Source organism: Rhizobium sp. Nf11,1, assembly GCF_050587665.1.
Lineage (GTDB): Bacteria > Pseudomonadota > Alphaproteobacteria > Rhizobiales > Rhizobiaceae > Rhizobium.
The window spans coordinates 191,926-215,249 of sequence record NZ_JBOBHU010000006.1; the positions used below are offsets into that span (position 1 = coordinate 191,926).

Below are 23,324 nucleotides of genomic sequence, written 5' to 3' on the forward strand. Positions count from 1 at the left end.
CGGTCAAAAGAATCGGCTCGCGCCGGGCATCGCTCCCAAGGATATTGCAGGCTCCGGCTGCTGCATCGGCTGCGGCTCCTGTGTCGCAAGGTCAGCGCGACCTGATGTGCACATGGAACTCGACCGGTACGGGCAGATGAAGCCGGCAGGCCCGAAGACGTGGTTGCAGGCCCGTGATGAAGATTTTGCGCGAATTTGCCCGTTTTCACCGGTGGCCCGGGACGAGGATGAATTGACGGCCGAATGTTTTGCCGGTGCGAAAAACCGAGACCCTCTGCTGGGTCGTTACGAGGCTGCCTTTGTCGGCCATGTCGAGGAAGGGGAATACCGTTCGAACGGCAGCTCCGGCGGCATGGTCACCTGGGTGGCAGCGGAACTGCTGCGCCTGGGGCTTGTCGACGGTGTTGCTCACGTCAAGGAGAGCGATGATCCGCAATCGGAACGGCGCCTGTTTCATTATTCGCTGTCACGTGATCTGGAGGAACTTCAGGCGGGCGCTAAATCTCGATATTATCCAGTCGAGCTTTCCGGAGTGCTTCAGTCCATTCGCGAGGCGCCAGGCCGGTATGCCGTGGTTGGGATTCCTTGTTTCATCAAGGCGGTGCGACTGGCCTGTGCCGTTGACCCAGTATTGAAGGAGCGAATTGCGTTCACGCTTGGGCTGTTTTGCGGCCACATGAAAAGCGCGCGAATGGCCGAGAGCTTCGCATGGCAGATGGGGCAGGACATCAGGAAGGTTAAACGGCTCGACTACAGGAAGAAAACCCAGGATCGGCCTGCGAATTGGTATCGGGCTCAGCTGACACTCGAAAACGGCGAGACGTGCGCCCAGGACTGGTGGCATCTGGTCGATGGGGACTGGGGTGCGGGTTTTTTTCAGAATTCTGCCTGCAATTTCTGCGACGACGTCGTGGCAGAAACCGCAGATATCGCTTTCGGGGATGCCTGGAAGGAGCCCTACTCCTCTGATGGAAAAGGAACGAACGTGGTGATCGTCCGCTCAACAGCACTTCTAGATGTGATCCATGCGGGGATTGCTGAGAAGAGGATCGCACTGTCTTACGTCGATTCCGACTTTGTCGTAGCCACCCAGGCCGCCGGATTCCGCCAGCGTCGCGAGGGTCTCGCATTCCGGCTGACCTGGCCTCGTTTGGGCATGCGCCCGCGAAAACGCGTCCGTCCCGGCAGACACGGCTTGTCCCGGCAGCGCATGGCGGTTTACATCATGCGCTATTGGATCAGCTTCTGGAGTCATCGCGTCTTTTCGATCGCCGTTTTTTTGCAAAGCCCCAGACTTTACATTCTGTGGGCTCGTGCTGCCTTGGCATGCTATCAGGGGGTCGCCTATTCCCGAGGACCGATCGGCAGGATAGCCCAGAGCCTGGGTTTAGCCGGCTCCGAGGGACGCACGTAATTCAAGCCCCCAGCAGTCGGGCTGCTGACTTGGCAACGCGCGACACATATCCGCTATCTCTGTGTGGTGCGTAACGTTCGACCATTTCTTCGCAGAAGCCGGCGAATTCTTCGGGCACCAGGGGCGCACTGGTATGGTGCGGCGCGATACCTCTATGCTCCGGCGTGAAGCAGAACGTCACCGTTACGTCGAAATCTTCGAGGGCCTGCATCTGCCGGTCGAACCAATCGAGGGCGTTGGGCCGGAATCGGTCCGCCCAGGAAAGTCCGGTGCGCACAGATTTCACGCCTAACCGCCTCATCCAGGCAGCAGCCTCATCCAGCCGCGGGTCTTCGAAGTGGAACCATTGCACCAGCCCTAAATCAGGCGTGTGTTTGGCAAACTCCTCAAGCGCCGGTTTGGGCGTTCCGTCTTCGCGCAGAATGCCCATATAGTAGTGCCGATAGTAGGAGGAGCCTTCGGCTTCGCGATGACGCGTTGTTGCCTCCCATGATCGAGGGAGGTCGTAGAGGCTGTACCATTGGCAGCGCTCGACTTTGCCCTTGAGCAACTCGGCAGTTCGTTGCAGGCCCCACAATTGCACTTCCTCCGCGCCGAAGGTCGAGACGCCCACTTCGCTGACCCAGATCGGCAGATCGGTGACGGCGCGTATTTCGTTGATTTTCTCCGGCCACTCATGAATTTGCCAGAGATTCCAGTCGAGGGGGAAACCATGCAGCGCGACGGCATCGAGGTGATCGAGCACGCCGTAATTCTTCATGCGGCTGATGAAGAAGGGGTCGATTGGAGATATTCCGCCGAGCACCTTCGTCAGTTCCGGATTCTTGGCTGCGATGGCATCAGACGCCAGGATTGCCATTTGCGCAAACAGGCTCCATTCAGGATCGATCTCAGGATCCCAGTGCGATTTGTTGTTCGGCTCGTTCCAGATCATCGTAGCTTCGATCATTTGACTTCCCCGGGCAGGATTTAACGAACGGGTTATAAGGTCACTTCGTTGAGCGTCATCACTTTTGCACCCCAGTCGCCGACCACAACGGTGGTGACGGAGGCCGGTGCAATATCAAATCTGGGCCAAGCGTCGATTGGCAGTCCCAGGACATGGCTGACAGCCGCCTTGATGACATCGGCATGAGACACTAGCGCTAAGCGCCTATCGTTGCCGCGACGGGCCAATGTCTCTATGAGCCCGAAAATCCGAGTTTGGACGTCCAGCATCGTCTCGCCTCCTGGCGTGCGGACGAGGCTGCGTGTGGTATTCCATCGGCGCCAAAGGGGATCATCATTGAGAACTTCGAAGGTTTTTCCGGACCAGTAGCCGAAATTCACTTCGTCCAAAGCATCGTCCGTTTGCGGAAGAGGCAGGCCACAGGCTGATGCGATACCTACTGCAGTCTCCCGTGTTCGTTCGCGCGGGCTGGTGTAGATCTCATTGATGTCCTCTCGGCGCAGCCTCTCCCCGAGACGCTGAACTTGCGAGCGTCCGGATTCGCCAAGCGAAATACCGGCTGCACGGCCCGCCAGAAAATTCCCGACATTGTCATGCGCGGCGTGACGCACCAGGAAGAAGGTTGCCGTCATTCCGCAGCTCCGCGCAGAACATCCTCCTGGTCATCGATGAAATTCTGCGTTCGGCGGCGGGCCTCGTAATCGGTGAACTGCTGCGGCGGCGATTTCATGAAATAGCTCGACGGCCCTGTCAGAGCTCCGCCCAGGCCTCGGTCGAGGGCGAGTTTCGCGCAGCGTATTGCATCGATGACAACGCCGGCTGAATTGGGCGAGTCCCACACTTCAAGCTTGAGCTCCGCATTGAGCGGCACGCCCCCGAAAGTGGTGCCCTCGAGCCTGATATAAGCCCATTTACGATCGGTGAGCCAAGGGACGTGGTCACTTGGTCCGACATGTACATCGTCGGCAGGAAGCGGAATATCCAATTGGCTGGTGACCGACTGGGTCTTTGAGATCTTCTTTGATTCCAGCCGCTCGCGCTCCAGCATATTGAGAAAATCAGTGTTTCCGCCGAAATTGAGCTGATAGGTGCGATCCACACGGACGCCCCGTTCGCGGAAGAGATTGACGAGCATTCGGTGGACGATCGTTGCCCCCACCTGGCTCTTGATATCGTCGCCGATGATCGGCAGCTTCCGGGCTGCGAACTTCTGCTGCCATTCCGGTTTGGAGGCTATGAAGACCGGAATGCAATTGATAAAAGCGCAACCTGCCGCCAGCGCCTGTTCGGCATACCACTTGGTTGCTTCTTCCGAGCCAACGGGAAGATAGGAAACTAGCACCTCCGTCCCGGTTTGCCTGAGGATTTCCGCCACATCCGCCGGCGGCTCCGCCGATTCCTCGATCCGATCCTGGAGATACTTCCCTATCCCATCCATCGTCCTGCCGCGTTTCACCTCGACGCCAAGCGGAGCGACGTCTGCGAAACGTTGCGTGTTGTTTGGTTCGGCGTATATCGCCTCCGCGACATCGCGCCCTACTTTTGAAGCGGCGACGTCGAAGGCCGCAGATATCTCAATATCGTGCACATGATATCCGCCGAGATCAATGTGCATGAGACCTGGAACCGGCTCGTTTTCCCGGGCGTTATCATAGTAGGTAAGTCCTTGAACCAATGACGAGGCGCAATTGCCAACTCCCACCAATCCAACGCGAATGGATTTCGAACGCATGGTTCCCTCCAAGGGCTGCTTGCTGAGGCATCTACAAAGCTAACAAGCGGGAACTGCGCCGGTTCCCGACCTTCCCGTTTTTTTCGGTCGCGTCTGGCGATGATCCAACCAGCTCGGGCAGGCATTGCTGCAAGGAAGGAGGACCGGATGCTGGTCTATGGCGATGTCGAGCACATCGAGAACGCAGCAGCTGTACGCGCATCGATTTCAAGAATGATGATGGCGTGCATCGAAATGCAGCCGAGCCGGCAGCGCCACGAAACCCTGGTTCGAGCATTCATCCTGACTGGAGAACTGGTTCAGGGACTGGCCGATCAGGAATTCGGGAGAAAAGGCGCGGACGATATCTCCGAGCTGCAGGATGCAGGCGCGAAATTTCTGCGCATGCAGGCACGGGAGATCATGCGATCGTGGCGAAACGGATTTTCCGGCAGTTTGTCCTTTCCAGAGGATTGGACAACTAAACTCGAATCTCTCGCCAGCGCAGATCCGGTGCGAATGAAGCGCGCAGAGGGCTACGCCTTCTATGCTTTGTATCCCGAGAGCTATATCGAGGCGGCTTCGATCTCAAACTTGACGCCTAAAACAGTCGTCATCGGGATCCGAAGCATCGGGACCGGACTCGCGGCTCTGGTTTCTGCAGCCTTGGATGCCGAGCCGGCCTATTCGCTGCGCCCGACTGGCCATCCCTTCGAGCGGTACGTGCGCGTCACACCGGCTCTTTCCAAGCGCATTCTTGCCGACCCTGAAACCGATTTCGCCATCGTCGATGAAGGGCCGGGGCTATCGGGGAGCTCGTTCGGCTGCGTTGCGGACTGGTTGCAGGAGAACGGCGTGGCGTCTGATCGGCTTCATTTTTTCCCGAGCCACACGGGTGAACTAGGCCCGCAGGCTAGCGAGCAGCATCGGACCCGGTGGCGAGATCGGCCACGCCATGTCGTCAGCGTCGACGATCTTGCCCTCAAGGCCCAAGATCCGAAACATCGTCTGCAGACATGGGCGGCCGATGTTGTCGGCGGTGCGCGTTCGTCGTGGCGGGACCTGTCCGGTGGCGCATGGCGCGCGGTTCGGTATCGCGATCCTTCACATTGGCCGCCGAGCTATATGCAGATGGAAAAACGCAAATTCCTGATGGAAGCCGAAGGAGGGGCGTGGCTTGTCAAGTTTGCCGGGCTTGGCGGGAGCGACTCGGACAAGGCCAGAAGAGGCTCTTTGCTGAGCGAAGCCGGCTTTATCCCTAGGATCGCCGGCACCTGTTACGGATTTATCATCGAAGAATGGCTGGATGGAACGCCCTTCGACCATAGCGCTGTCAGCAGGCGCGACATCGCGGATCACCTCGGACGTTATCTCGGTTTTCGTGCCCGTCACCTCCCGGCGCGAAACGGCGGCGCGTCGATTCAGAAACTGTGTGAGATGGCGATTTTCAATATTGCGAAAGCGGCAGGATCGGACACGGCAGAAAAATTGGGATGCGTGATAAGCACGCCCGAGCGGCTAGCCGGACGATTGCGACGGGTCGATACGGACAACCGGCTTCACCCATGGGAATGGCTGACGACCACCAACGGGCGCATCGTGAAGACGGATGCGCTCGATCACAACGCGGCCCACGATCTGATCGGGTGTCAGGACATTGCCTGGGACGTCGTGGGCGCCTGCGTGGAATTCGAACTCTCGAGTAAGGAGCGTGATCGTCTTGCCGATCTCGTCGCTCAGGAAGCGGACTGCGATTTGCGCGATGATGTGCTCAAGCTTTTCGAGGCATGTTATCTCGGTTTCCAGATAGGTTTGTGGTCGCAGGCGAGGGCGAGCGTCGATGACGCCGAGAGGGAGCGGATTGAAAGCACCATCAAACGCTACCTGGACCGCCTGCCGCAGTTGATCGGAGCCTGACTGCGGAAGCGGTCTGGATCCGAAGTTTTTCAGCAAAGTGACGGAGGCGGTTCCGCCATCGGGTGGCGGCTTCCATGTTCCACCAGATAAACTTCCCGTTCCGGATTGGCACGAATGACAAACCCGGCGCTTCTCAGCATCGCTTCGACCGCCGCCTTGTTCGGAATGAACCAATTTGTGGGGTCGCCAGCGTAACGTTCTTCCAAGAAATACACTTTGGGAAAGCCGCGCTGCTCAAATACTGTCGTGTTGAAGAAGTCGTAATTTTCGCTGAGTGCCGCGACTTCCTCTTCCCCCCGCTGCATGCATTGAAACAGCATCTGGCCGCCGACGACATGCTCATGCAGAAGGTCGAGTGCCAGCAGCGGATGCCGCAGGTGATAAAGGACACCCATGAAAAGGACCAGGTCAAATCTCTCCTTCAGTTTTTCCACCTCGTACACCGACATCAGCTTGAACTCGATATCCTCACCTGTCTGTCTGGCTACGAACTCGGCTTGCCTGAGATAATGCGGGTCGGAGTCGATTCCGACGACCCGTCCGGCATTTCTTCTTTTCATTTCAAGTGAATAGAATCCGGCGTTGCAGCCGATGTCGAGAACGCTGCACCCCCGGAGATCTTCAGGCACAACCTGCTGAAAGTGGGCCCATTTGAATGACGGGTAGTCACCAAGAAAATGATCAGGCGCGGTCTGTACGCCGCTAATTCGCAGGTTGTGAAACCATGGCCTCAGGGCTGCGATGTCCCTTTCCAGTCGAGCCTTCTCGTTCATTCCGTACTCCGATCCGCAGCGTCAATCATTGCTTCGACCGCGCCGCCGAGACGTGTGTCCGGTTACGTTTGAATTTTCTGATCGCCGACCGTATCTGCTCGACGGACCGGGGGCCGATCCCCGCGAGCTTGAGGAGTTCGGCATTCTTCAAATCTGCCAATTGGCTCATTCGGTGAATTCCGCTTCTGGCGAGCGAACGGGCGATCCATCCAGGGAGACAGGTGGTCAATAAGGGATCTTCGGTATCTCCCCCTCCAGTCTTCGTCCGCTTTTGAGATACCTGCGGCATGTTCAGCTTGAGCCGGCTTCGTCAGATGTGGTCGAACCCTCTTGATGGTTTTCGGTTCCCGCTGAAGAAGAAAAACCCGCCAATTGTGTGCGAGATGGTCCTTCTCGGCCGACACACAGATCTCTGGACGGTGAATTTAGTCATCAGAATTGTGCGACGGATTGGTGTTGGGCGGCATATCTCCCGGACGGATGATGCGCGAATTACCGGTGTCGGGCGCCGGTTCCACCATTTCGGTGTCGCCGATGGGAGGAGGCCTGAGTTCGCCGTTGCAGTCATCCAGTTTCTTGGAGAGATCTTGATGGTCATCCGCTGAATCGCGATCCTGGTTTGACTGTGACGGGGCGACGCATTTGTCAGGCGGCGCCTGTGCGTTCGCCTGGAGCGATAGGGGGAGGATCGCCACGGTGAGCGATAGCGCGCTTAGGAGTCGTTTGAACTTCCGGGATGTGGTCGGCATGCCAAACCTCCGTTGGCGTTTATCCGGATGTCATTTCAGTCCTTCTTCCGAATTGGGCCTCCACCAAGTCCTTAGGGGCCGGCCGCAGGGGCAATCTGCATCTGCACAGGCTGAAACTTGTCCGGCGGTCCGGAAAGTGGTTTCTGGCCCGTCAAGCGCTCGTCGGCCGAGGCTCGATGTCCCTGGGTTTGGGTGGTGGAATTCGTCGTTTCCGTTCCGATGCCGGGGTTCGAATCGAAAGTCCGCGCCGTGTTCGAATTCGTCGAGCTTTGCGGATTCCCGGAAAGCTGGTCGGTGCCAATTGGCTGCGGCGTAACTTTGCCGTCGGATGAAGTGACGCGCCAAACGGTATTGCCGGCATCATCGGCAACAAGCAACGCTCCCGTCCCATCGATCCCCACTCCGACCGGTCGCCCTTTTGCCTGATCGCCCTGGATAAAGCCTGTGACGACGTCCTGCGCCTTGCCAGATGGCTTGCCATTCTGGAACGGTACGAAGACAACTTTGTAACCATTGAAGCTATTCCGGTTCCAGCTGCCGTGCTCGCCGATGAAGGCGCCGTTGGCGTATGCGGCTGGAAGCGCGGAATTCATCGAGAAGGTCAATCCGAGCGCGGCAACATGGCTGGACAGGGCGTAGTCCGGTCGGATTGCCTTTTCGACCATGTCGGTTCGTGGCGGATGAACGCGAGCGTCGACGTGGTTGCCGTAGTAGCTCCAAGGCCAGCCGTAGAAGCCGCCGTCCTCCACAGAGGTCATATAGTCGGGAACGAGGTTTGGGCCGAGCTCGTCACGCTCATTGACGACAACCCAGAGCGCACCCGTTTCGGGGTTGAAGGCAAGGCCGTTCGGGTTGCGCAGACCGGAGGCGAAAACGCGGGCCGCGCCGGTCTGCCGGTCGACCTGCCAGACCGCTGCACGACCTTTTTCTGCTTCGAGCCCGTTCTCAACGATATTGGAATTCGATCCGACCGAGACATAGAGCGTCCGGCCGTCGGGGCTGAGGGCCAGATCCTTTGTCCAATGATGATTAATCGGGCCGCCGGGAAGCGGCGTCAGGATTTTCGGCTGCGCGGCGACCTCGTTCCGTCCGAGTTCGTAAGGGTAGGCCAGGATGGCGCTCGTCGTCGCGACGTAAAGCATATTGTCTATCCAGGCAAGGCCGAAGGGAGAATCGAGCTTCTTCAGCAGGTCATGGCGTTCATCGACGGTGCCGTCGCGATTGGTGTCACGCAGCAGGGTAATGATATTGCTCTCTTTCTGTTCACCGCTGCCACCGTGGGCGATCGACATGATCCAGCCGCGGATGAGATCCTTCGGCCGCGAGGTCGGTTCGCCGGTCGGGCCGCGGGACTGGACGACGAGCACGTCGCCGTTTGGCAGGGTATGGACCGTGCGTGGATTGGCAAGGCCCTTCGCATAGGCACTGATCTTCAAGCCGTCGGGAACGGCAGGAGTCTCTCCTTCCTTCCAGCCGACCACTTCCGCGACTTTGAGATCAGATATCAGGGAGGAAGATGGCTCAGGCAGAACCGGATCCGGGCCGATCTGCTGCGACAGATCGAATTCGGCCTCCCGCGCCGACGTACCGAATCCGAGGAAAAGCGATAGAACCGAGGTGGCGAGAATGAGGGATCTCATCATCATACCCTCCAGGCCAATCTGGCATATTTGCGGGCGGAAACAGCGGCTGCCACCAGGCAAAGCGCTGAAGTAACGGCCGAGAGCGCCAGTCCATAAGGCATGACGGCAGTCCATCCGTCGCCGGCATGGACAAGGCTGTTCAGGAAGGCAAGGGCGAGGATGATCAGGTAGAGAAGCACAGACGGGAAAGCCGACCGCAACGGACGGGTCCGGGGCCGCGCGAGGTCAATCAAACCAGCCAGGATCGCAATCACACCGAAGACGAGGCCGGCGCACAACAGCCAGGCGGAGAAGTTTTGCCACATGAGGTTGTTGCTCTGCCAGAAGGCGATATCGGTCGCGAGCGCAAGCGTGAAGCAGACGAAAGGGAACGGGACGAAGAGCGACTGTATCGGATAGGCGGCCGCGTCTCTATCGTCGGGTGAAAGTACAGCCATGGCATGCTCCGAGAGGCAAGTGCGCAGATATACGATTCAACCGTGGAGGCAGCGGATGGTTCCGTTGCAGCGGCACTGGCTTACGAACCGCCTCCTCGACCAATAGCGGCTGCTGCCTTTCGCGCGTACCGCCGGAGTGACAATGTAGGGAGGCAGTTAAATTCCGTCCGTCATTCCCGTGACATGCGCGGGAGGAGTACGATGTTGTCGCCTGAACGCGCGGCGGGCGCCAAGACTGCCGCCAAACACGGGGCGAAGCTCCGACCTTTATCGTTGCGCACTCACGATGAGCCAGCGGGTCGGCATGCCGTCATATCCGCCGCCATCGCTTTCCTCGACGGCGAGGTTGCGCCAGCCGCCTGCCGTCAGAAGCGCCGACAGCCAATTGGCGGATGGATAGTTGTAATAGCGCCCGAAGCCATCATGCCCTTCGGCTTCTCCCGACTTGAAGCTTGCGTGGAGGATGCCGCCGGTTCTGAGCGCGCGGTGAATGCGGGCGAAGACGTCGGCCAGGGTCGTTCTCGGGACATGAAGGAGGCTCGCTTCGGCCCAGATGCCGTCGAACGCGGCCTCGGCGTTGAGATCCTCAAAGAGCATGACCCTGACCTCCCTGCCGATTCGCGCCTCGGCTTGTGCCGCGAGTTCGGGTGAACCGTCGGTTGGCGTCACATCGAAGCCTTGAGAGAGCATGTAGGCACTGTCCTGTCCGCCGCCGCAGCCAAGTTCGAGGATCGCGGCCCCCGGCGCAAGTCGGGCAAGAAAAGTGTCGAGCTTCTGTTTCGGCAGGCTGCGCGCGCGATTGGCGTATATCGCTGCGTTATTGTCGTAGAAGGCGGAGGTGCTGTCATGGGGCATGGGGAGCGGCCGGTCCGGATCGTCGGTTGGATTGGAGATGCCTTTCGGCAAGCCGGTCGGCGCCGATGATGTCGATGACGAGGATGCCGTCGGGTATTTGCCGGTAGAAGGCGACATGACGCATGTGGAGGAGGCGGCGCAGGCCGGCGCCAAGTGCGTCGCACTCATCGCCCATGGAGGGCACGCGCGAGAGAAGTATTAAAATCCGATCCCAGTCAAGAAGATAGGCATCCGCCTGCGCCTCGCCGAAATGTAGATTGGCATATTCGTCGATGCCTGACAGTACGGCGTCGGCCGTTCGGGTCAGCCTATAGGTTGATGTCACGCAGCTTCACCTTCGTTTCCAACAAAATGTCGGGAATGCGCCGGTCGCTGATACCGCTCTCCTCGGCCTGCCTCAGGATCTCGCGCAGTTCGTCGTCCTCGAGCTTACGATGGTCCTGGTCCTTCGCGATCAGCTCCGCCAGGAATGCGTCGGCGCTGTCGTATCTGCCGCTTGCGACACGGCGCGAGATGTAATCCGCCAGATTATCCGGAAGCGAGATCGTCATTTTCGCCATTGAATTTCCTGCCGTCCGTGCGTGCCGGTTCAGCTGTCCCTGATGCCTGTTACGATTCCCCACCCCGTGATAGAAGCGTTGCCGCCCGCCGTCGAGCGCTTGGGTCACATGAGGGTCAGTCTTCTTTAATGATTGCATCGGCGTCGGCGAGTTCGAGAACTGTCGTCAGCCCGGCTGCTTTGAAGGCGAGGCCGAGAGCGGCGCCCACCATGTCAGTGCTGGCGCCGCCGTTCGCGTGAAAGGTCTGAATGTCAGGCCGGGATGAGGCGCGTCCAGCCGTGCTCATCGTTCGTTACGCCCTTCTGCAGACTGACGAGCTGCTGTCGCAGTTCGCTGGTCAGCTTGCCGGTCTGTCCGTCTCCGACCAGAAACTCGCCGCCCGCATGTCGAACCAAGCCAATGCCCGCCAGGACCGCGGCAGTGCCGCAAGCGAACGCTTCGACAAGCCTGCCGCTGGCGGCATCCTCCTGCCATTCCGCGAAGGAGTAGGGACGCTGCTCCACGCGCAAGCCCCTTTCCTCCGCGAGCACGATGACGGAAGCCCGGGTGATGCCCGGCAGGATCGTGCCGCCAAGGGGCGGGGTCACCATCGATCCATCATTCATCACGAAGAAGACGTTCATGCCGCCGAGTTCTTCGACCCAGCGATGCTCCGCGGCATCCAGGAAGACGACCTGATCGCAACCCCTCTTCGCGGCTTCCGCTTGCGCCACGAGGCTGGCTGCGTAGTTTCCGCCGCATTTTGCAGCGCCGGTGCCGCCGCTGGCTGCACGGGTGTATTCGGTTTCGACCCAAAGAGAGACGGCCTTCGCGCCGCCCTTGAAGTAGGCGCCGACCGGTGAGGCGATGATGCAGAAGATATATTCCTGAGCCGGACGAACGCCGAGAAACGCCTCGTTGGCGAACATGAAGGGGCGAAGGTAGAGGCTGGCGTCGCCAGCCGGAATCCAGGCCTTGTCGACGCGGACCAGTGCTTCGACCGCCTTCAAAAAGAGCTCTTCGGGCACGGGAGGCATCGCCATGCGGGTTGCCGATTGCGCGAAGCGGCGTGCGTTCTCTTCAGGCCGAAAGAGCAGAATCCGGCCATCGTCTGCCTTGTAGGCTTTCATGCCTTCGAAGATTTCCTGAGCGTAATGCAGCACGGCGCTCGCAGGATCGAGCTCCAGGGGTCGCCTGGGCGTAACCTTCGTATCATGCCAGCCCTTGTCGGCCGTCCATCGCGCCAGGACCATGTGATCCGTGAAGATCTTGCCGAAGCCGGGCGTCTCCAGTGCCTGGATGCGGTCGGCGTCCGAGACGGGGGTCTTGTGGAGTTCGATTTTGATTTCAGGAGAGGCCGACATCACGGTCATTGCTGGCACCTTGATAGTAAATTGAATAGTGGCGGCGACACTACCGCCGCCGAGCCGGTTTTGGAAAGGTCTGAAGCAGCCGGTTTCGGCTTGATCAGAGGAATAATTGCTTGAAGTGGCTGACGTCGAGCAACAAATTCGGAATCGAGCGCCTGCGATCGAGGATGGCGTCACCATCGGTCGATTCGGGAACTTCATTCTTATCGGGACTGACGTTCGCGAATTTCATACCCAGGCTTTGGAATATGTGATCTCCAACTTATCGCTATTACAAGAAAATAGGTCAGCATTATTGACATAATTTCCGCCGCATGATTTGTCGGCGGTACAGAAAATACGAGGAAACCTCCATGCTGAACTGGGACACCATGTTTGCGTCGCGCTCATCGCGCATGCGCGCATCCGAAATCCGCGAGCTCCTGAAGCTTCTCGACCAGCCCGACATTATTTCCTTTGCCGGCGGCATTCCGGATCCGGCGCTGTTTCCGGCCGAGGAATTCCAGCGGGCCTATGCCGATATCTTCGCAGGTGCCGCCGTCAATTCGGCGCTGCAATATTCGGTCAGCGAAGGCTACAAGCCGCTGCGCGAATGGCTGGTCAAGCAGATGGCCGCCCTCGGCATTCCCTGCGAGCTCGACAATGTCTTCATTGTCTCCGGCTCACAGCAGGGGCTCGATTATCTCGGAAAGCTCTTTCTTTCGCCCAATGATACCGCGCTCGTGACCTGGCCGACCTATCTTGGCGCGCTGCAGGCCTTCAATGCCTATGAGCCGGCCTATGACCAACTGACGCCGAGCGGCAACCGGACGCCCGAGTCCTACCGCGTGGCGGCTGCGGCTGCCGGCGGCAAGGTGAAATTCGCCTATCTCTCCGCAGATTTCTCCAATCCGACCGGCGAAACCGTCGATCTCGCCGGCCGCAAGCGGGTGCTGGCGCTCGCCGAAGAGCTCGACATTGCCGTCATCGAGGATGCCGCCTACCAGTCGCTGCGTTACGACGGCGAGCCGATCCCGCCGATCCTGGCGCTGGAGATCGCCGAGAAGGGCCATATCAACGACACGCGAACGATCTATTGCGGCAGCTTTTCCAAGACGCTGGCGCCCGGCCTTCGCGTCGGCTTCATCGTCGCCAATGCGCCTGTCATCCGCAAGCTGGTGCTGATGAAGCAGGCGGCCGACCTGCATTCCTCAACGATCAATCAGATAGCGATATCCGATGTCGCCGTGCGCGGTTTCGACAAGCAGGTCGCCAAGATTAAAGCGGCCTACAGCCATCGCCGCGACTGCATGCTGGCGGCGCTCGAGAAGTACATGCCCAAAGGCGCGAGTTGGACGAAGCCGGAAGGCGGCATGTTCATCTGGATCACGCTGCCGGAAGGCATGGACGGCGCCAAGCTGCTGGCGAAATCGCTCGAGACCGCCAAGGTCGCCTTCGTGCCCGGCAAAGCCTTCTTCGCCGACGGCTCCGGCGCCAACACCTTCCGCGTCAGCTTCTCCTGCGCGAATGAGCAGATGATCGAGGATGGGATCAGCCGGCTGGGGAAGTTGATTGCCGCGGAGATTGGTGGGTGAGTGTTGGGAGTGGGGTGCAACAAAACTGTTGTGCCCTATGGCCCTATCCGACCCCTCGGGCCATCGACCGGGGTTGAGCCACGGGTCTCAACCCGTCCTTCGGACCCCCGCTGGGGAGAAGATGGAGCAAGCCGCTCGCTTCTCTTTCCACTGCAGACGCTTCTAGGAAACGAGACGATTCCGCTTCTCCCCGTCGGGGAGAAGATGCCGGAAGGCAGATGAGGGGCTGCATGGCACGCCCTCTCATCCCTCATTCCTGTGCTCGTCACAGGAATCCAGCCACGGCGCGTCCGCGCCGTGATTGAACTCCTATTCGTGAAGACTCCCTCGTGCCCAAGGACTTGGGCACGCTGGACTCCTGTGACGAGCACAGGAATGAGGGAGGGGAGGGAACTGCTTCCGCCTTCTTCTCTGAGGAAAGGACCTGTCTTTCACCGTGTCATGCCTGATCTTCTCTCGCTATTACTGCAGGTGCGGGCCGAAAAGCTCGAGGTCGGCTTCGCCGAGCCGGTCGCTCGCCGTATTCAGCTGGTGCCAATAGGGATAGATCACCGGCGGCAGGCTGACGGCGTCGAGACGCTTGCGCTCCTCATCCGTGAGTTTCAGCTCGGCAGCGGCGATGTTGTCACGGAACTGGGCTTCGGTGCGCCCGCCGATGATGACCGAGGTGACCGCCTTGCGGCCGATCAACCAGGCAAGCGCCACCTGGGCCGCCGAGACGCCACGCTCTTCGCCGATTGCCACCAGCGTCTCGACGATGTTCCAGAGGCGGTTTTCGTCGCGGATCGGCGGCTCGGTCCAGCCGGCGAACTGGCGCGTTCCCTCGGGAGCGGCCTGGTTGCGGCGGTGTTTGCCGGAAAGCAGGCCGCCGGCAAGCGGGCTCCAGACCAGCACGCCGAGGCCCTGGTCGATCGAAATCGGCAGCAGCTCGTATTCGGCATCGCGCGCTTCGAGCGTGTAATGGATCTGCTGGCTGACGAAGCGCTGATAGCGATGCTCATTGGCGATGCCGAGCGCCTTCATAATGTGCCAGCCGGAGTAGTTCGAGCAGCCGACATAGCGCACCTTTCCCTGCTTGATCAGCGTGTCGAGCGCTTCCATCGTCTCTTCGAGCGGCGTCTGGCCGTCCCATTCATGCACTTGGTAGAGGTCGATGACGTCGGTCTTCAGGCGCTTGAGGCTCGCCTCGCATTCGCGGATCAGGTGGTAGCGCGACAGGCCGCGGTCGTTCGGACCGTCGCCCATGCCGAAGCGCGCCTTGGTAGCGAGCAGCACGCCCTGCGGCCGCTTGCCGGCGAGCGCCTCGCCGATGATGTTTTCGCATTCGCCATTGGAATAGATATTGGCGGTGTCGATCAGGTTGATGCCGGCATCGATGCACATGTCGATCATTTTCTTTGCATCGGAGACGCCGAGATCGCCGACCATCTTTGCCCAGCCGACGCCGCCGAACGTCATCGTACCCATGGTCAAAGTCGAAACCTTCAGGCCGGAACGGCCGAGCAGACGATATTCCATTGAAACTCCTCCTTCATCGGAACGCGATTGACGTACCTCAACGCGATAGAATGACAATGGCGGCGTGTTCACGCCTGCGTGAGGGGTAGGCGAGTTTGCGGCCGCCCGAGGCTGCGATTGATCGCGGGGCGCTCGGCCCCGAGCAGATCGTACAATATGCGATCGGCTTGTCGACGGAAATCGTCCTGACGTGGCGACGACGCGACGGGCGCCGCCTCGCGTCAGGTCTCGTTCCTGTCCTTCTTGTGAATGTTGTCGCGGAGGGAAGCGATCGTGTCCCGAATCTTGCCGACGGTGTCGGCGTCGAGGCCGACGGCCTTGCCGATGCAATCGAACACGTGGGCGGCACCGCTCTTGAGGGCGTGTCCCTTCTTCGTCAGGCGCAAGAGCACTTGGCGCTCGTCGGCGGGATTCCGGTTGCGGGTGACGAGGCCGACATTTTCCAGCCGCTTCAGCAGCGGGGTGAGGGTGCTGGAATCCAGGAAAAGCGTCTCGCCGAGATCCTTCACCGTGCGGTCGTCACGCGCCCACAAGGCGGTCATGACCAGGAATTGCGGATAGGTCAGATCCAGCTCGTCGAGCAGGGGGCGGTAAAGCTGATTGAAGGCGTGGCTTGCGGAATAGATTGAAAAGCAAAGCATCTCATCGATCTTCGGCACGTCGGCGAGGTCATTCATTAGGGTGTCTTTCATCACGCTCTCCTCTGCAATCAATATAATTTGTGCGCGATCTGTTTGCAAGCTATTGACGTCGCGCATGAGGCTGGCTATTTAGATCGCGTACAAATAAATCGTCTACAAATTACACGAAGACGGGACTTGAAAGCACGTGAACGCCCCGTGCGGTTCGCGCTTCTGCTCCCAAGAAACTCAACCGACCAAAGGAATTGACCCATGTTCAAGTTTGCTGCTGTTGTCGCCCTGGCGGGCGCTCTTCTGTCCGGTGCTGCCTTCGCTCAGCCGGCCAAGCCGACCGTCGTCCTCGTCCACGGCGCCTTTGCCGATTCATCCAGCTGGAACGGCGTCGTTGAAATTCTCCGCAAGGACGGCTTTTCGGTCGTGGCTGCCGCCAATCCGCTGCGCAGCGTCTCGAGCGACGCCGCCTATGTGTCCGACGTCGTCGGCAGCATTGCCGGCCCTGTGGTCCTGGTCGGCCATTCCTACGGCGGGCAGGTGATCTCGACCGCGGCGAACGGCCATGACAACGTCAAGTCCCTGGTCTATGTCGCGGCCTTCGCGCCGGAGGCCGGGGAATCGGTTGCCGACCTCGCTGGTAAATTTCCCGGCGGCACCCTGGGCGCAGCGCTTGCAGCTCCGGTGAAGCTCAGCGCAGGCGGCGTCGATCTCTACATCGACCAGGCCAAGTTCCATGACCAGTTCGCAAGTGACGTGCCGGCTGAACAGGCGGCCCTGATGGCGGCGGCTCAACGGCCGATCACCGAAGCGGCACTGACCGAAAAATCCGGCGAGCCCGCTTGGAAGAAGCTGCCGTCGTGGTTCGTCTACGGCACCGGCGACAAGAACATCCCGGCGGCAGCCCTTGGCTTCATGGCCGAGCGGGCAGGCTCCAAGCGGACCGTCGTGGTCGAGGGCGCTTCCCACGTCGTGATGGTTTCGCAGCCGAAGAAGGTGGCGGAACTTATCGAAGAGGCCGCGAAGTAACGCCAGCGCATTGGTGCAGAGTGCGGCGCAGCCGCTGCGTCCTGTCACATCTCTGTCAACGACCCCTAATAAGGGAGGGGTGACGCAATTCCCGAGGACCCCTCCCATGAAGACGATCGTTTCCGCCGCTGCTCTTCTCGCCGCGAGCCTCCTTGCCGTTCCGGCTTCGGCCGCAGACCTCGTTCTCTACACCAGCCAGCCTAACGAAGACGCGCAGGCGACGGTCGACGGCTTCATGGCCGCCAATCCCGACATCAAGGTCGACTGGGTGCGCGACGGCACGCCGAAGATCATCGCCAAGCTTCAGGCCGAGATTCAGGCCGGCAATCCGGTCGCCGACGTCCTCCTCATCGCCGACATGGTGACGCTGGAGCGCCTCAAGAAAGACGGCAAGCTGCTCGCTTACAAGTCGCCGGAAGCCGCAGGATACGACGCCAGCCTCTATGACGCCGACGGCTACTATTACTCGACCAAGCTGATCACGACAGGCATCATGTACAACACCTCGGCCGCGATGAAGCCGACGAGCTGGAAGGACCTGACGAAGCCTGAGGCCAAGGGCCTCGCCACCATGCCGAGCCCGCTCGCTTCGGGTGCTGCGCTGATCCACGCCCAGACGCTGGCCGCAGTTCCCGGCCTCGGCTGGGATTATTACAAGGCGCTCGCCGAAAACGGCGCGATCGCTGCCGGCGGCAACGGCGCCGTCCTGAAGTCGGTCGCCTCCGGCGAGAAGGCCTACGGCATGGTCGTCGACTATCTGCCGATCCGCGAGAAGGCCAAGGGCGCACCCGTCGAATTTGTCTTCCCGAGCGAAGGCGTTTCGGCCGTCACCGAGCCGGTCGGCATCCTTGCCAGCACCAAGAATGCAGAGGCTGCCAAGAAGTTCGTCGATTACGTGCTCTCGGAAAAGGGCCAGGAAGGCTTCCTGAAGCTCGGCTATATCCCGGCCCGCAACGGCATGAAGCTGCCGGAAGGTTTCCCGGCGCGCGATACCATTAAGGTCCTGCCGATCAAGGCAGCGGAAGCGTTGAAAAATACCGATCAGGATCTGAAGACCTTCTCCGGTATTTACGGCTCGAACTGATCCAGCCATGCAAGGATATGTGAGACCGGGAAACAGCCAGCCCGCCTGGCTGTTTCCTTTTATCGTCGTATCAGTCCTGATCTTCAGCGTGCTGCCGCTCGCCCGCCTCGCCATGGTCGGGATCGTGGCCTTCGCCAGCGGCGGCGTCATCGATGTGCTGAGCGAACCGTCACTCTGGCAGGCCACCTATTACACCATCGTCACCGCAGTCTTGGGCACGATCATTTCCCTTGCCATCGGCTGCCTCTTCGCCTTCCTGCTGACGCTGACCGATCTTCCGGGCAAATGGCCGCTCAGCTTCTTTCTCGTGCTGCCGATGATGATCCCGCCGCAGGTGACGGCACTTGCCTGGGTGCAGATGTCGGGGCCGTCGAGCCCGCTGTTGAAGGCGCTCTCGCTTGCGCCGCCGCTGGGTTCGCCGCAGCCGCTCTATTCGGTGGGCGGCATTGCGCTGCTCTATGGCGTGCAGCATGCGCCGCTGGTCTATCTGGCGCTGCGCGCCGGGCTGATGACGCTGCCGCGCGACGGCGTCGAGGCCGCGCGGCTTTCCGGCGCCTCGAGCCTCAGGGTGTTCCGCGACATCATCCTGCCGCTGTCTCTGCCCGGCATCACCGCCGGCGCGGCGATCTCCTTCGTCTCCTGCACCGGCAATTTCGGCATTCCCGCCATTCTCGGCATCCCGGCCTCGATCTACACGCTGCCGACGCTCATCTTCACCAAATTCTCTGCCTTCACCAGCCGTACCTTCGGCGATGTCGCCGTGCTCTCCGGCATCATCGCCATGATCTCCGTCGCAGGCTTGATGATCCAGGACCGGGCGCTCAGAGGCCGCGACTATCGCGTCATCGGCCTGTCGGGGGCAAGTGCCGTCTTCGAGTTCGGCCCCTGGCGCTTCGCCTTCACGCCGCTCCTCTGGGCGATCCTGTTCTTCATGCTGGCCGCCCCCTTCTTCGCGCTTGTTGCCGGTGCGTTGGTGCCGGCTTATGGCGTACCACTCACCTTCAAGACCATGTCGCTGCATGCCTTTCAGGAGATCCTATTCCGGCAGGCGGTGACACGCACGGCCTTTATCAATTCCCTGTCGCTTGCCGGCGCCACGGCCTTTGGTCTCCTTGTCGTGACGGTGCTTGCGGCCTATGCACTGACGCGACGCAGAGACATGGCGTCGCGGATCGTTTCCAGCCTGATCGAGATACCCTATTCGCTGCCAGGCATCGTCATGGCGGTCTCCTTCATTCTCGTCTTCGCGGCACCGATCCCCGTCCTGCATGTCTCGCTCTACGGCACGATCTGGATCATCCTGATTGCCTATTTTTCCTCCTTCTTCGCCGTCAGCCTAAAGCCCGTCGTCAGCGCCTTCCATCAGCTCGATCCGGCGCTGGAGGAGGCCGCACGGCTTTCCGGCGCCGGCTTCTTCCGCAGGCTTTCCGATATCATGGTGCCGCTGATCGCGCCGGCCGCCGGCGCTTCCGTCATCCTCGTCTTTCTCATCGCCTGCAACGAGCTGACGATCTCGGCGCTGCTCTGGTCGGCCGGCACCCAGACGCTCGGCGTCGCGATCTACAATCTCGAGGACAGCGGCAGTTCCGACCTTGCCTCGGCACTTTCAGTACTCGTCGTGCTGATGGTCGCCGTCCTGATGCTGCTCTTGGAACTCCTGTCCAAACGCCTGCCAAGAGGGGTGGTCCCGTGGCGCAACTGATCCTCAACCAGGTGGCCAAGGATTTCGGCACCGGGCGGGCGGCCGTCAGCGGCTTTTCGCTCGATGTGCGCGACGGCGGTTTTCTGGCGCTGCTCGGGCCTTCCGGCTGCGGCAAGACGACGGTGCTGCGGATGATCGCTGGTTTCGAGACGCCCTCCGACGGCTCGATTCATCTCGGTGAGCGGCTGCTGGCAGATGCCGCCCAGTCGCTGCCGCCCGAGAAGCGCAACATGGCGATGGTCTTCCAGTCCTATGCGCTCTGGCCGCATATGAGCGTCGCCGACAATGTCGGCTATCCCCTGAAGGTGCGCGGCGTCTCGGGCGAGGCATACCGGGCGAAGGTCGGCGAGGCGCTTTCCACCGTGCGGCTTGCCGATCATGCCGGGCGCCGGCCGGCCGATCTCTCCGGCGGCCAGCGCCAGCGTGTGGCGCTCGCCCGCTGTCTGGTGACATCGCCCAACGTCGTGCTGCTCGACGAGCCGCTCGCCAATCTCGACCGGCATCTGAAGCAGGAGATGGAACAGACTTTTCGCGAATTCCATCAGCGCTCGCGCGCGACGATGATCTACGTTACCCACGACCAGAGCGAGGCGATGGCGCTGGCGACCGACATCGCCGTCATGTCCGAGGGCCGGCTGCTGCAGGTGGCGCCGCCGGCCGAAATCTATGCGCGGCCGGAAGGGCGCATCGTCGGCGGGCTGATCGGACGCGGCGCGATCCTGACACTGCCTGTCATGGGCTGCGAACGCCAGTTGGAGTGGGACGAGCTGCAGGATGCGCTCCAGGCCGCCAATACCGACGGCGCCGATATTCTGGTGCGGCCGGAGGATGTGATCATCGGCGGCGAGGGGGCTCCGGCGACCGTCGAGTCCGTGCTGTTCGAGGGCGAGCGTTACGCCGTCAAACTGACGCTCGGCAACGGCCAGACGCTGCGCGCCTACAGCCGCGTCGTCGTCGCGGCCGGCGAAGCCATGCGCGTCGTCATCCGCGCCGGCTGGCGGCTTTGATGGAATTGGCGCGAGCTCGTTATCGTAGAGATAGCAGCATTGAAGCCTTACGACTCGTCAAGTAAGAGCGTGCCTTTGTCAGTCCAGCGATCACCTAGAGAAGTTGACTCAACGAGCCCGTAAGCAGCTAGAACTTCGATCGCCAGTTCGCCGGCATGCATCGCCTTATGGTTCAGATAGCCGTTGTGATCGCTTATGTATTGTTCGCACATCCACGCCAGCGCGCCGAGGATTTCTTTCTCTTTGGGTGTCATGATTTTTGCGGCTCCGAATACGCAGAATACTTAAATAATATCAGACGTTATATGACCTCGTAGATTTCCGCCACACCCCTTTGGAGCCGGCGCCTGATAGTACAGCACGGCGGTTGTCCGCATATTTCTTGGCCTGCCACCTTTTCCTGCGGCGATTGCCGGATATGGTACTGCGCGCAACCGGACCTTTCTCATGTCGCTCCGCCTCGCCACCTTCAACGTCGAAAACCTGCTGACCCGTTTCGATTTCACGGGTTTTCGCAACCAGCTGCGCCAGGATCGCGTCATCAAGCTTTTCGAGGTGAACAGCGAGGGCGTCTACCAGCAGCTCGAGCAAGCGCGCGTGATCGCCGCCACCGATGATACGAGGCAGATGACGGCGCTGGCGATCGCGGATACCGACGCCGATATTCTCTGCCTGCAGGAAATCGACAATATGGCCGCCCTTCAGGCGTTCGAATACGGTTATCTCTTCCGCATGGTCGGAAACGGGTATCGGCAGAAATTCCTGGTCGAGGGCAATGACAGCCGCGGCATCGATGTCGCCGTGCTGATGCGCGAGGAAACGCGCGATGGCCAGAAGATCGAGCTTAGAGATATCAGAAGCCATGCGATGACGACCTATCGCGATTTCGATCTCTTCGACGAGGAACTGGCGCTTACCAATCGTATCGACGACAAGATATTCAAGCGCGACTGCCTGGAACTCGACCTCCTGATCGGCGGCAGGCCTTTCTCGCTCTATGTCGTGCATTTCAAGTCGATGGGCAGTGCGCGCGACGGCCTGGACGGGCGGCGATCGACACTGCCGCTCCGTCGCGCCGAGGCGCGCGCCGTGCGCCGCGTCATCGAGGACCGCTTCGGCGCCGGCCACACAGCCTCGAAGAGCTTTGCCATCTGCGGCGACATGAATGACTATCAGGAGCGCGTCGACGTGATTGGGCGGCGTGGCGCCGGCTATCGTTTCGAGCATCAGGTGGAGACCGAAAGCGCGCTCGACGTCTTCAGCCATGACAGCTTTGCTGAAAATGTCGTCCGCCGTCGTCAGCCCCTCGACCGCTGGACGCTTTATCATGCGCGCGGGCCGCAGGAGCAGCACCTCTGCCAGCTCGATTATATCTGGCTTTCGCCCGCACTTGCCGCCCTTAATGCCGGACGCCTGCCCGAGATCATCCGCAGCGGCCAACCCTACCGCACCATCTTCCCGCCGGGGCAGGAGGTGGAGCGTTATCCTCGTACCGGCTGGGACCGGCCGAAGGCCTCCGACCATTGCCCCGTCGTCATCACACTGGATCTCCCATGAAAACGAATTTGAAGATAAATTTTCCGAACACTGATTTTTCCGATGATTTCGCCGGCTGGCCGCCGGAAGCTACGGTCTTCCCCATCGCCGGCGTCGATCTCCGCGTCCTGCCCGGCACTCATCCTTTCGTCGCCGCCGAGGAATCGGCGATCCGCGAGAATTGGCTGAGGGAGATCGCCGCCAACCCGGCACTCTTCGACGGGCGCCTGATCTTCCAGCAGCGGCTGTCGCTCGGCGAGGAGGGAATTTCGGGTGAGGGCTACGTCACGCCTTTTTCCGCCTTCATGTACTGGCGCCGCCAGCCGCAGCGCCAAGGCGGGCTGCACATCTTCGCCTATCCCGTGCTCGAAAGCTCCGACGGCGCGCTGGTTGCGATCCGCATGGGTGCGCACACCGCCAATCCCGGCCAGGTCTATTTCGCCGCCGGCTCGTTGGAACCCGAGGATATCTTCGACGGGCGCTGCGACATTGAGGCCAACATGCGCCGCGAGGTGCTCGAGGAAACCGGCCTTAATCTTTCCGATTCGGTGGCGGGGCAGGGGCTCTTTGCCAGCCACGCCAGGCGTACGGTGACGTTGCTGAGGCTCTTCCGTTTCGACCTGACGGCCGACGAGATGGTCGAGCGGATCGAGGCCCACATGCTGGTTGCCGAAGACAAGGAGATCGCGGGTGCGGTGGCGATCCGTTCGGCTGATCGGAACGCTTATCCGTATAACATCGCGATGCTGCCGGTGATTGACTGGTATTTCGGGAAGAGGGGCGCATAGCGCGCGGCAATCAGAGGCCGACCTCGTCCTTCGAGACCCCTTGGGGGGTACCACGCTCGCCAAGCGCTTCCGAGAAAGATCGATTTTCATTAACGAT

24 protein-coding genes are annotated in these 23,324 nt (G+C 60.5%); 9 read left to right on the plus strand and 15 right to left on the minus strand.

All coding sequences use genetic code 11. The annotated features are described in order from the left end of the window. The first annotated feature begins 112 nt into the window (after nt 1–112). Nucleotides 113–1,414 (plus strand): Coenzyme F420 hydrogenase/dehydrogenase, beta subunit C-terminal domain, encoded by a 1,302-nt coding sequence (locus tag ACQ7C1_RS11840; protein ID WP_430958391.1) that lies wholly within the window; start codon nt 113–115, stop codon nt 1,412–1,414. Between the two features lies 1 nt (nt 1,415). Here ACQ7C1_RS11840 and ACQ7C1_RS11845 read toward each other — a convergent pair whose 3' ends face one another. Genes ACQ7C1_RS11845 through ACQ7C1_RS11855 form a run of 3 tightly spaced genes read right to left on the minus strand, consistent with a single transcriptional unit; the run spans nt 1,416 to nt 4,095 of the window. After that, nucleotides 1,416–2,363: a beta-xylosidase gene (locus ACQ7C1_RS11845; RefSeq protein ID WP_430958392.1), complete on the minus strand. Its 948-nt coding sequence runs from the start codon at nt 2,361–2,363 to the stop codon at nt 1,416–1,418. 32 nt (nt 2,364–2,395) lie between these two features. Next, complete coding sequence (locus ACQ7C1_RS11850) at nt 2,396–2,995, minus strand: histidine phosphatase family protein (RefSeq protein ID WP_430958393.1); 600 nt, start codon at nt 2,993–2,995, stop codon at nt 2,396–2,398. Further along, a complete protein-coding gene (locus tag ACQ7C1_RS11855; RefSeq protein WP_430958394.1) occupies nt 2,992–4,095 on the minus strand; it encodes an inositol-3-phosphate synthase in 1,104 nt (367 codons plus the stop codon). Before ACQ7C1_RS11855 ends, ACQ7C1_RS11850 begins: the two co-directional genes overlap by 4 nt. 147 nt (nt 4,096–4,242) lie before the next feature. On the opposite strand from ACQ7C1_RS11855, the gene ACQ7C1_RS11860 reads away from it, so the two are divergent. Next, complete coding sequence (locus ACQ7C1_RS11860; RefSeq protein WP_430958395.1) at nt 4,243–5,991, plus strand: hypothetical protein; 1,749 nt, start codon at nt 4,243–4,245, stop codon at nt 5,989–5,991. 29 nt (nt 5,992–6,020) lie between these two features. Here ACQ7C1_RS11860 and ACQ7C1_RS11865 read toward each other — a convergent pair whose 3' ends face one another. The 9 genes from ACQ7C1_RS11865 to ACQ7C1_RS11905 form a co-directional block, all read right to left on the minus strand. After that, nucleotides 6,021–6,764, minus strand: a complete 744-nt coding sequence (locus ACQ7C1_RS11865) for a TIGR04290 family methyltransferase (protein WP_430958396.1) — start codon at nt 6,762–6,764, stop codon at nt 6,021–6,023. A gap of 425 nt (nt 6,765–7,189) precedes the next feature. Next, entirely contained in the window at nt 7,190–7,513 is a 324-nt protein-coding gene (locus ACQ7C1_RS11870) for a hypothetical protein (RefSeq protein ID WP_085778683.1), read from the minus strand. A 71-nt stretch (nt 7,514–7,584) separates the two neighbouring features. Then, the gene (locus ACQ7C1_RS11875; protein ID WP_430958473.1) at nt 7,585–9,156 is read right to left on the minus strand and encodes a PQQ-dependent sugar dehydrogenase; all 1,572 of its coding nucleotides are present in this window, start codon (nt 9,154–9,156) and stop codon (nt 7,585–7,587) included. Next, the gene (locus ACQ7C1_RS11880; RefSeq protein WP_430958397.1) at nt 9,156–9,593 is read right to left on the minus strand and encodes a DUF2231 domain-containing protein; all 438 of its coding nucleotides are present in this window, start codon (nt 9,591–9,593) and stop codon (nt 9,156–9,158) included. The genes ACQ7C1_RS11875 and ACQ7C1_RS11880 overlap by 1 nt, the downstream gene beginning before the upstream one ends. Before the next feature lie 267 nt (nt 9,594–9,860). Beyond that, a complete protein-coding gene (locus tag ACQ7C1_RS11885; RefSeq protein WP_430958398.1) occupies nt 9,861–10,448 on the minus strand; it encodes a class I SAM-dependent methyltransferase in 588 nt (195 codons plus the stop codon). After that, on the minus strand, nt 10,438–10,773 hold the full coding sequence (locus ACQ7C1_RS11890) for a type II toxin-antitoxin system RelE/ParE family toxin (RefSeq protein ID WP_085778679.1): 336 nt from the start codon (nt 10,771–10,773) through the stop codon (nt 10,438–10,440). The genes ACQ7C1_RS11885 and ACQ7C1_RS11890 overlap by 11 nt, the downstream gene beginning before the upstream one ends. Further along, the gene (locus ACQ7C1_RS11895) at nt 10,757–11,008 is read right to left on the minus strand and encodes a ribbon-helix-helix domain-containing protein (protein WP_183702550.1); all 252 of its coding nucleotides are present in this window, start codon (nt 11,006–11,008) and stop codon (nt 10,757–10,759) included. Before ACQ7C1_RS11895 ends, ACQ7C1_RS11890 begins: the two co-directional genes overlap by 17 nt. Nucleotides 11,009–11,123: 115 nt before the next feature. After that, nucleotides 11,124–11,294, minus strand: a complete 171-nt coding sequence (locus tag ACQ7C1_RS11900; protein ID WP_430958399.1) for a hypothetical protein — start codon at nt 11,292–11,294, stop codon at nt 11,124–11,126. Then, complete coding sequence (locus ACQ7C1_RS11905; protein WP_085778677.1) at nt 11,260–12,360, minus strand: branched-chain amino acid aminotransferase; 1,101 nt, start codon at nt 12,358–12,360, stop codon at nt 11,260–11,262. The genes ACQ7C1_RS11900 and ACQ7C1_RS11905 overlap by 35 nt, the downstream gene beginning before the upstream one ends. 350 nt (nt 12,361–12,710) lie before the next feature. Here ACQ7C1_RS11905 and ACQ7C1_RS11910 point away from each other — a divergent pair, with 350 nt between their 5' ends. Beyond that, entirely contained in the window at nt 12,711–13,931 is a 1,221-nt protein-coding gene (locus ACQ7C1_RS11910; protein ID WP_430958400.1) for a PLP-dependent aminotransferase family protein, read from the plus strand. 462 nt (nt 13,932–14,393) lie between these two features. Here the strand turns inward: ACQ7C1_RS11910 and ACQ7C1_RS11915 are convergent, their stop codons facing one another. Together ACQ7C1_RS11915 and ACQ7C1_RS11920 are read right to left on the minus strand one after the other, a co-directional pair. After that, a complete protein-coding gene (locus ACQ7C1_RS11915; RefSeq protein WP_430958401.1) occupies nt 14,394–15,449 on the minus strand; it encodes an aldo/keto reductase in 1,056 nt (351 codons plus the stop codon). Between the two features lie 221 nt (nt 15,450–15,670). Continuing rightward, entirely contained in the window at nt 15,671–16,141 is a 471-nt protein-coding gene (locus tag ACQ7C1_RS11920) for a MarR family winged helix-turn-helix transcriptional regulator (protein ID WP_097598045.1), read from the minus strand. A 201-nt stretch (nt 16,142–16,342) separates the two neighbouring features. On the opposite strand from ACQ7C1_RS11920, the gene ACQ7C1_RS11925 reads away from it, so the two are divergent. The 4 genes from ACQ7C1_RS11925 (at nt 16,343) to ACQ7C1_RS11940 (ending at nt 20,903) form a co-directional block, all read left to right on the plus strand. Continuing rightward, a complete protein-coding gene (locus ACQ7C1_RS11925; RefSeq protein ID WP_430958402.1) occupies nt 16,343–17,110 on the plus strand; it encodes an alpha/beta fold hydrolase in 768 nt (255 codons plus the stop codon). 106 nt (nt 17,111–17,216) lie between these two features. Further along, a complete protein-coding gene (locus tag ACQ7C1_RS11930) occupies nt 17,217–18,194 on the plus strand; it encodes an ABC transporter substrate-binding protein (protein WP_430958403.1) in 978 nt (325 codons plus the stop codon). A 7-nt stretch (nt 18,195–18,201) separates the two neighbouring features. After that, complete coding sequence (locus ACQ7C1_RS11935; protein WP_430958404.1) at nt 18,202–19,896, plus strand: ABC transporter permease; 1,695 nt, start codon at nt 18,202–18,204, stop codon at nt 19,894–19,896. Beyond that, nucleotides 19,884–20,903 (plus strand): ABC transporter ATP-binding protein, encoded by a 1,020-nt coding sequence (locus tag ACQ7C1_RS11940; protein WP_430958405.1) that lies wholly within the window; start codon nt 19,884–19,886, stop codon nt 20,901–20,903. The genes ACQ7C1_RS11935 and ACQ7C1_RS11940 overlap by 13 nt, the downstream gene beginning before the upstream one ends. Nucleotides 20,904–20,950: 47 nt before the next feature. Here ACQ7C1_RS11940 and ACQ7C1_RS11945 read toward each other — a convergent pair whose 3' ends face one another. Further along, the gene (locus ACQ7C1_RS11945; protein WP_430958406.1) at nt 20,951–21,157 is read right to left on the minus strand and encodes a hypothetical protein; all 207 of its coding nucleotides are present in this window, start codon (nt 21,155–21,157) and stop codon (nt 20,951–20,953) included. Nucleotides 21,158–21,350: 193 nt separating this feature from the next. On the opposite strand from ACQ7C1_RS11945, the gene ACQ7C1_RS11950 reads away from it, so the two are divergent. Both ACQ7C1_RS11950 and ACQ7C1_RS11955 read left to right on the plus strand, forming a co-directional pair. Then, nucleotides 21,351–22,460 carry an endonuclease/exonuclease/phosphatase family protein gene (locus ACQ7C1_RS11950; RefSeq protein ID WP_430958407.1) on the plus strand — a complete coding sequence of 370 codons (1,110 nt, stop codon included), beginning with the start codon at nt 21,351–21,353 and terminating at the stop codon, nt 22,458–22,460. Further along, nucleotides 22,457–23,227, plus strand: coding sequence for an NUDIX hydrolase (locus ACQ7C1_RS11955; protein WP_085778667.1), 771 nt, complete (start codon nt 22,457–22,459; stop codon nt 23,225–23,227). Before ACQ7C1_RS11950 ends, ACQ7C1_RS11955 begins: the two co-directional genes overlap by 4 nt. Nucleotides 23,228–23,324 lie beyond the last annotated feature (97 nt).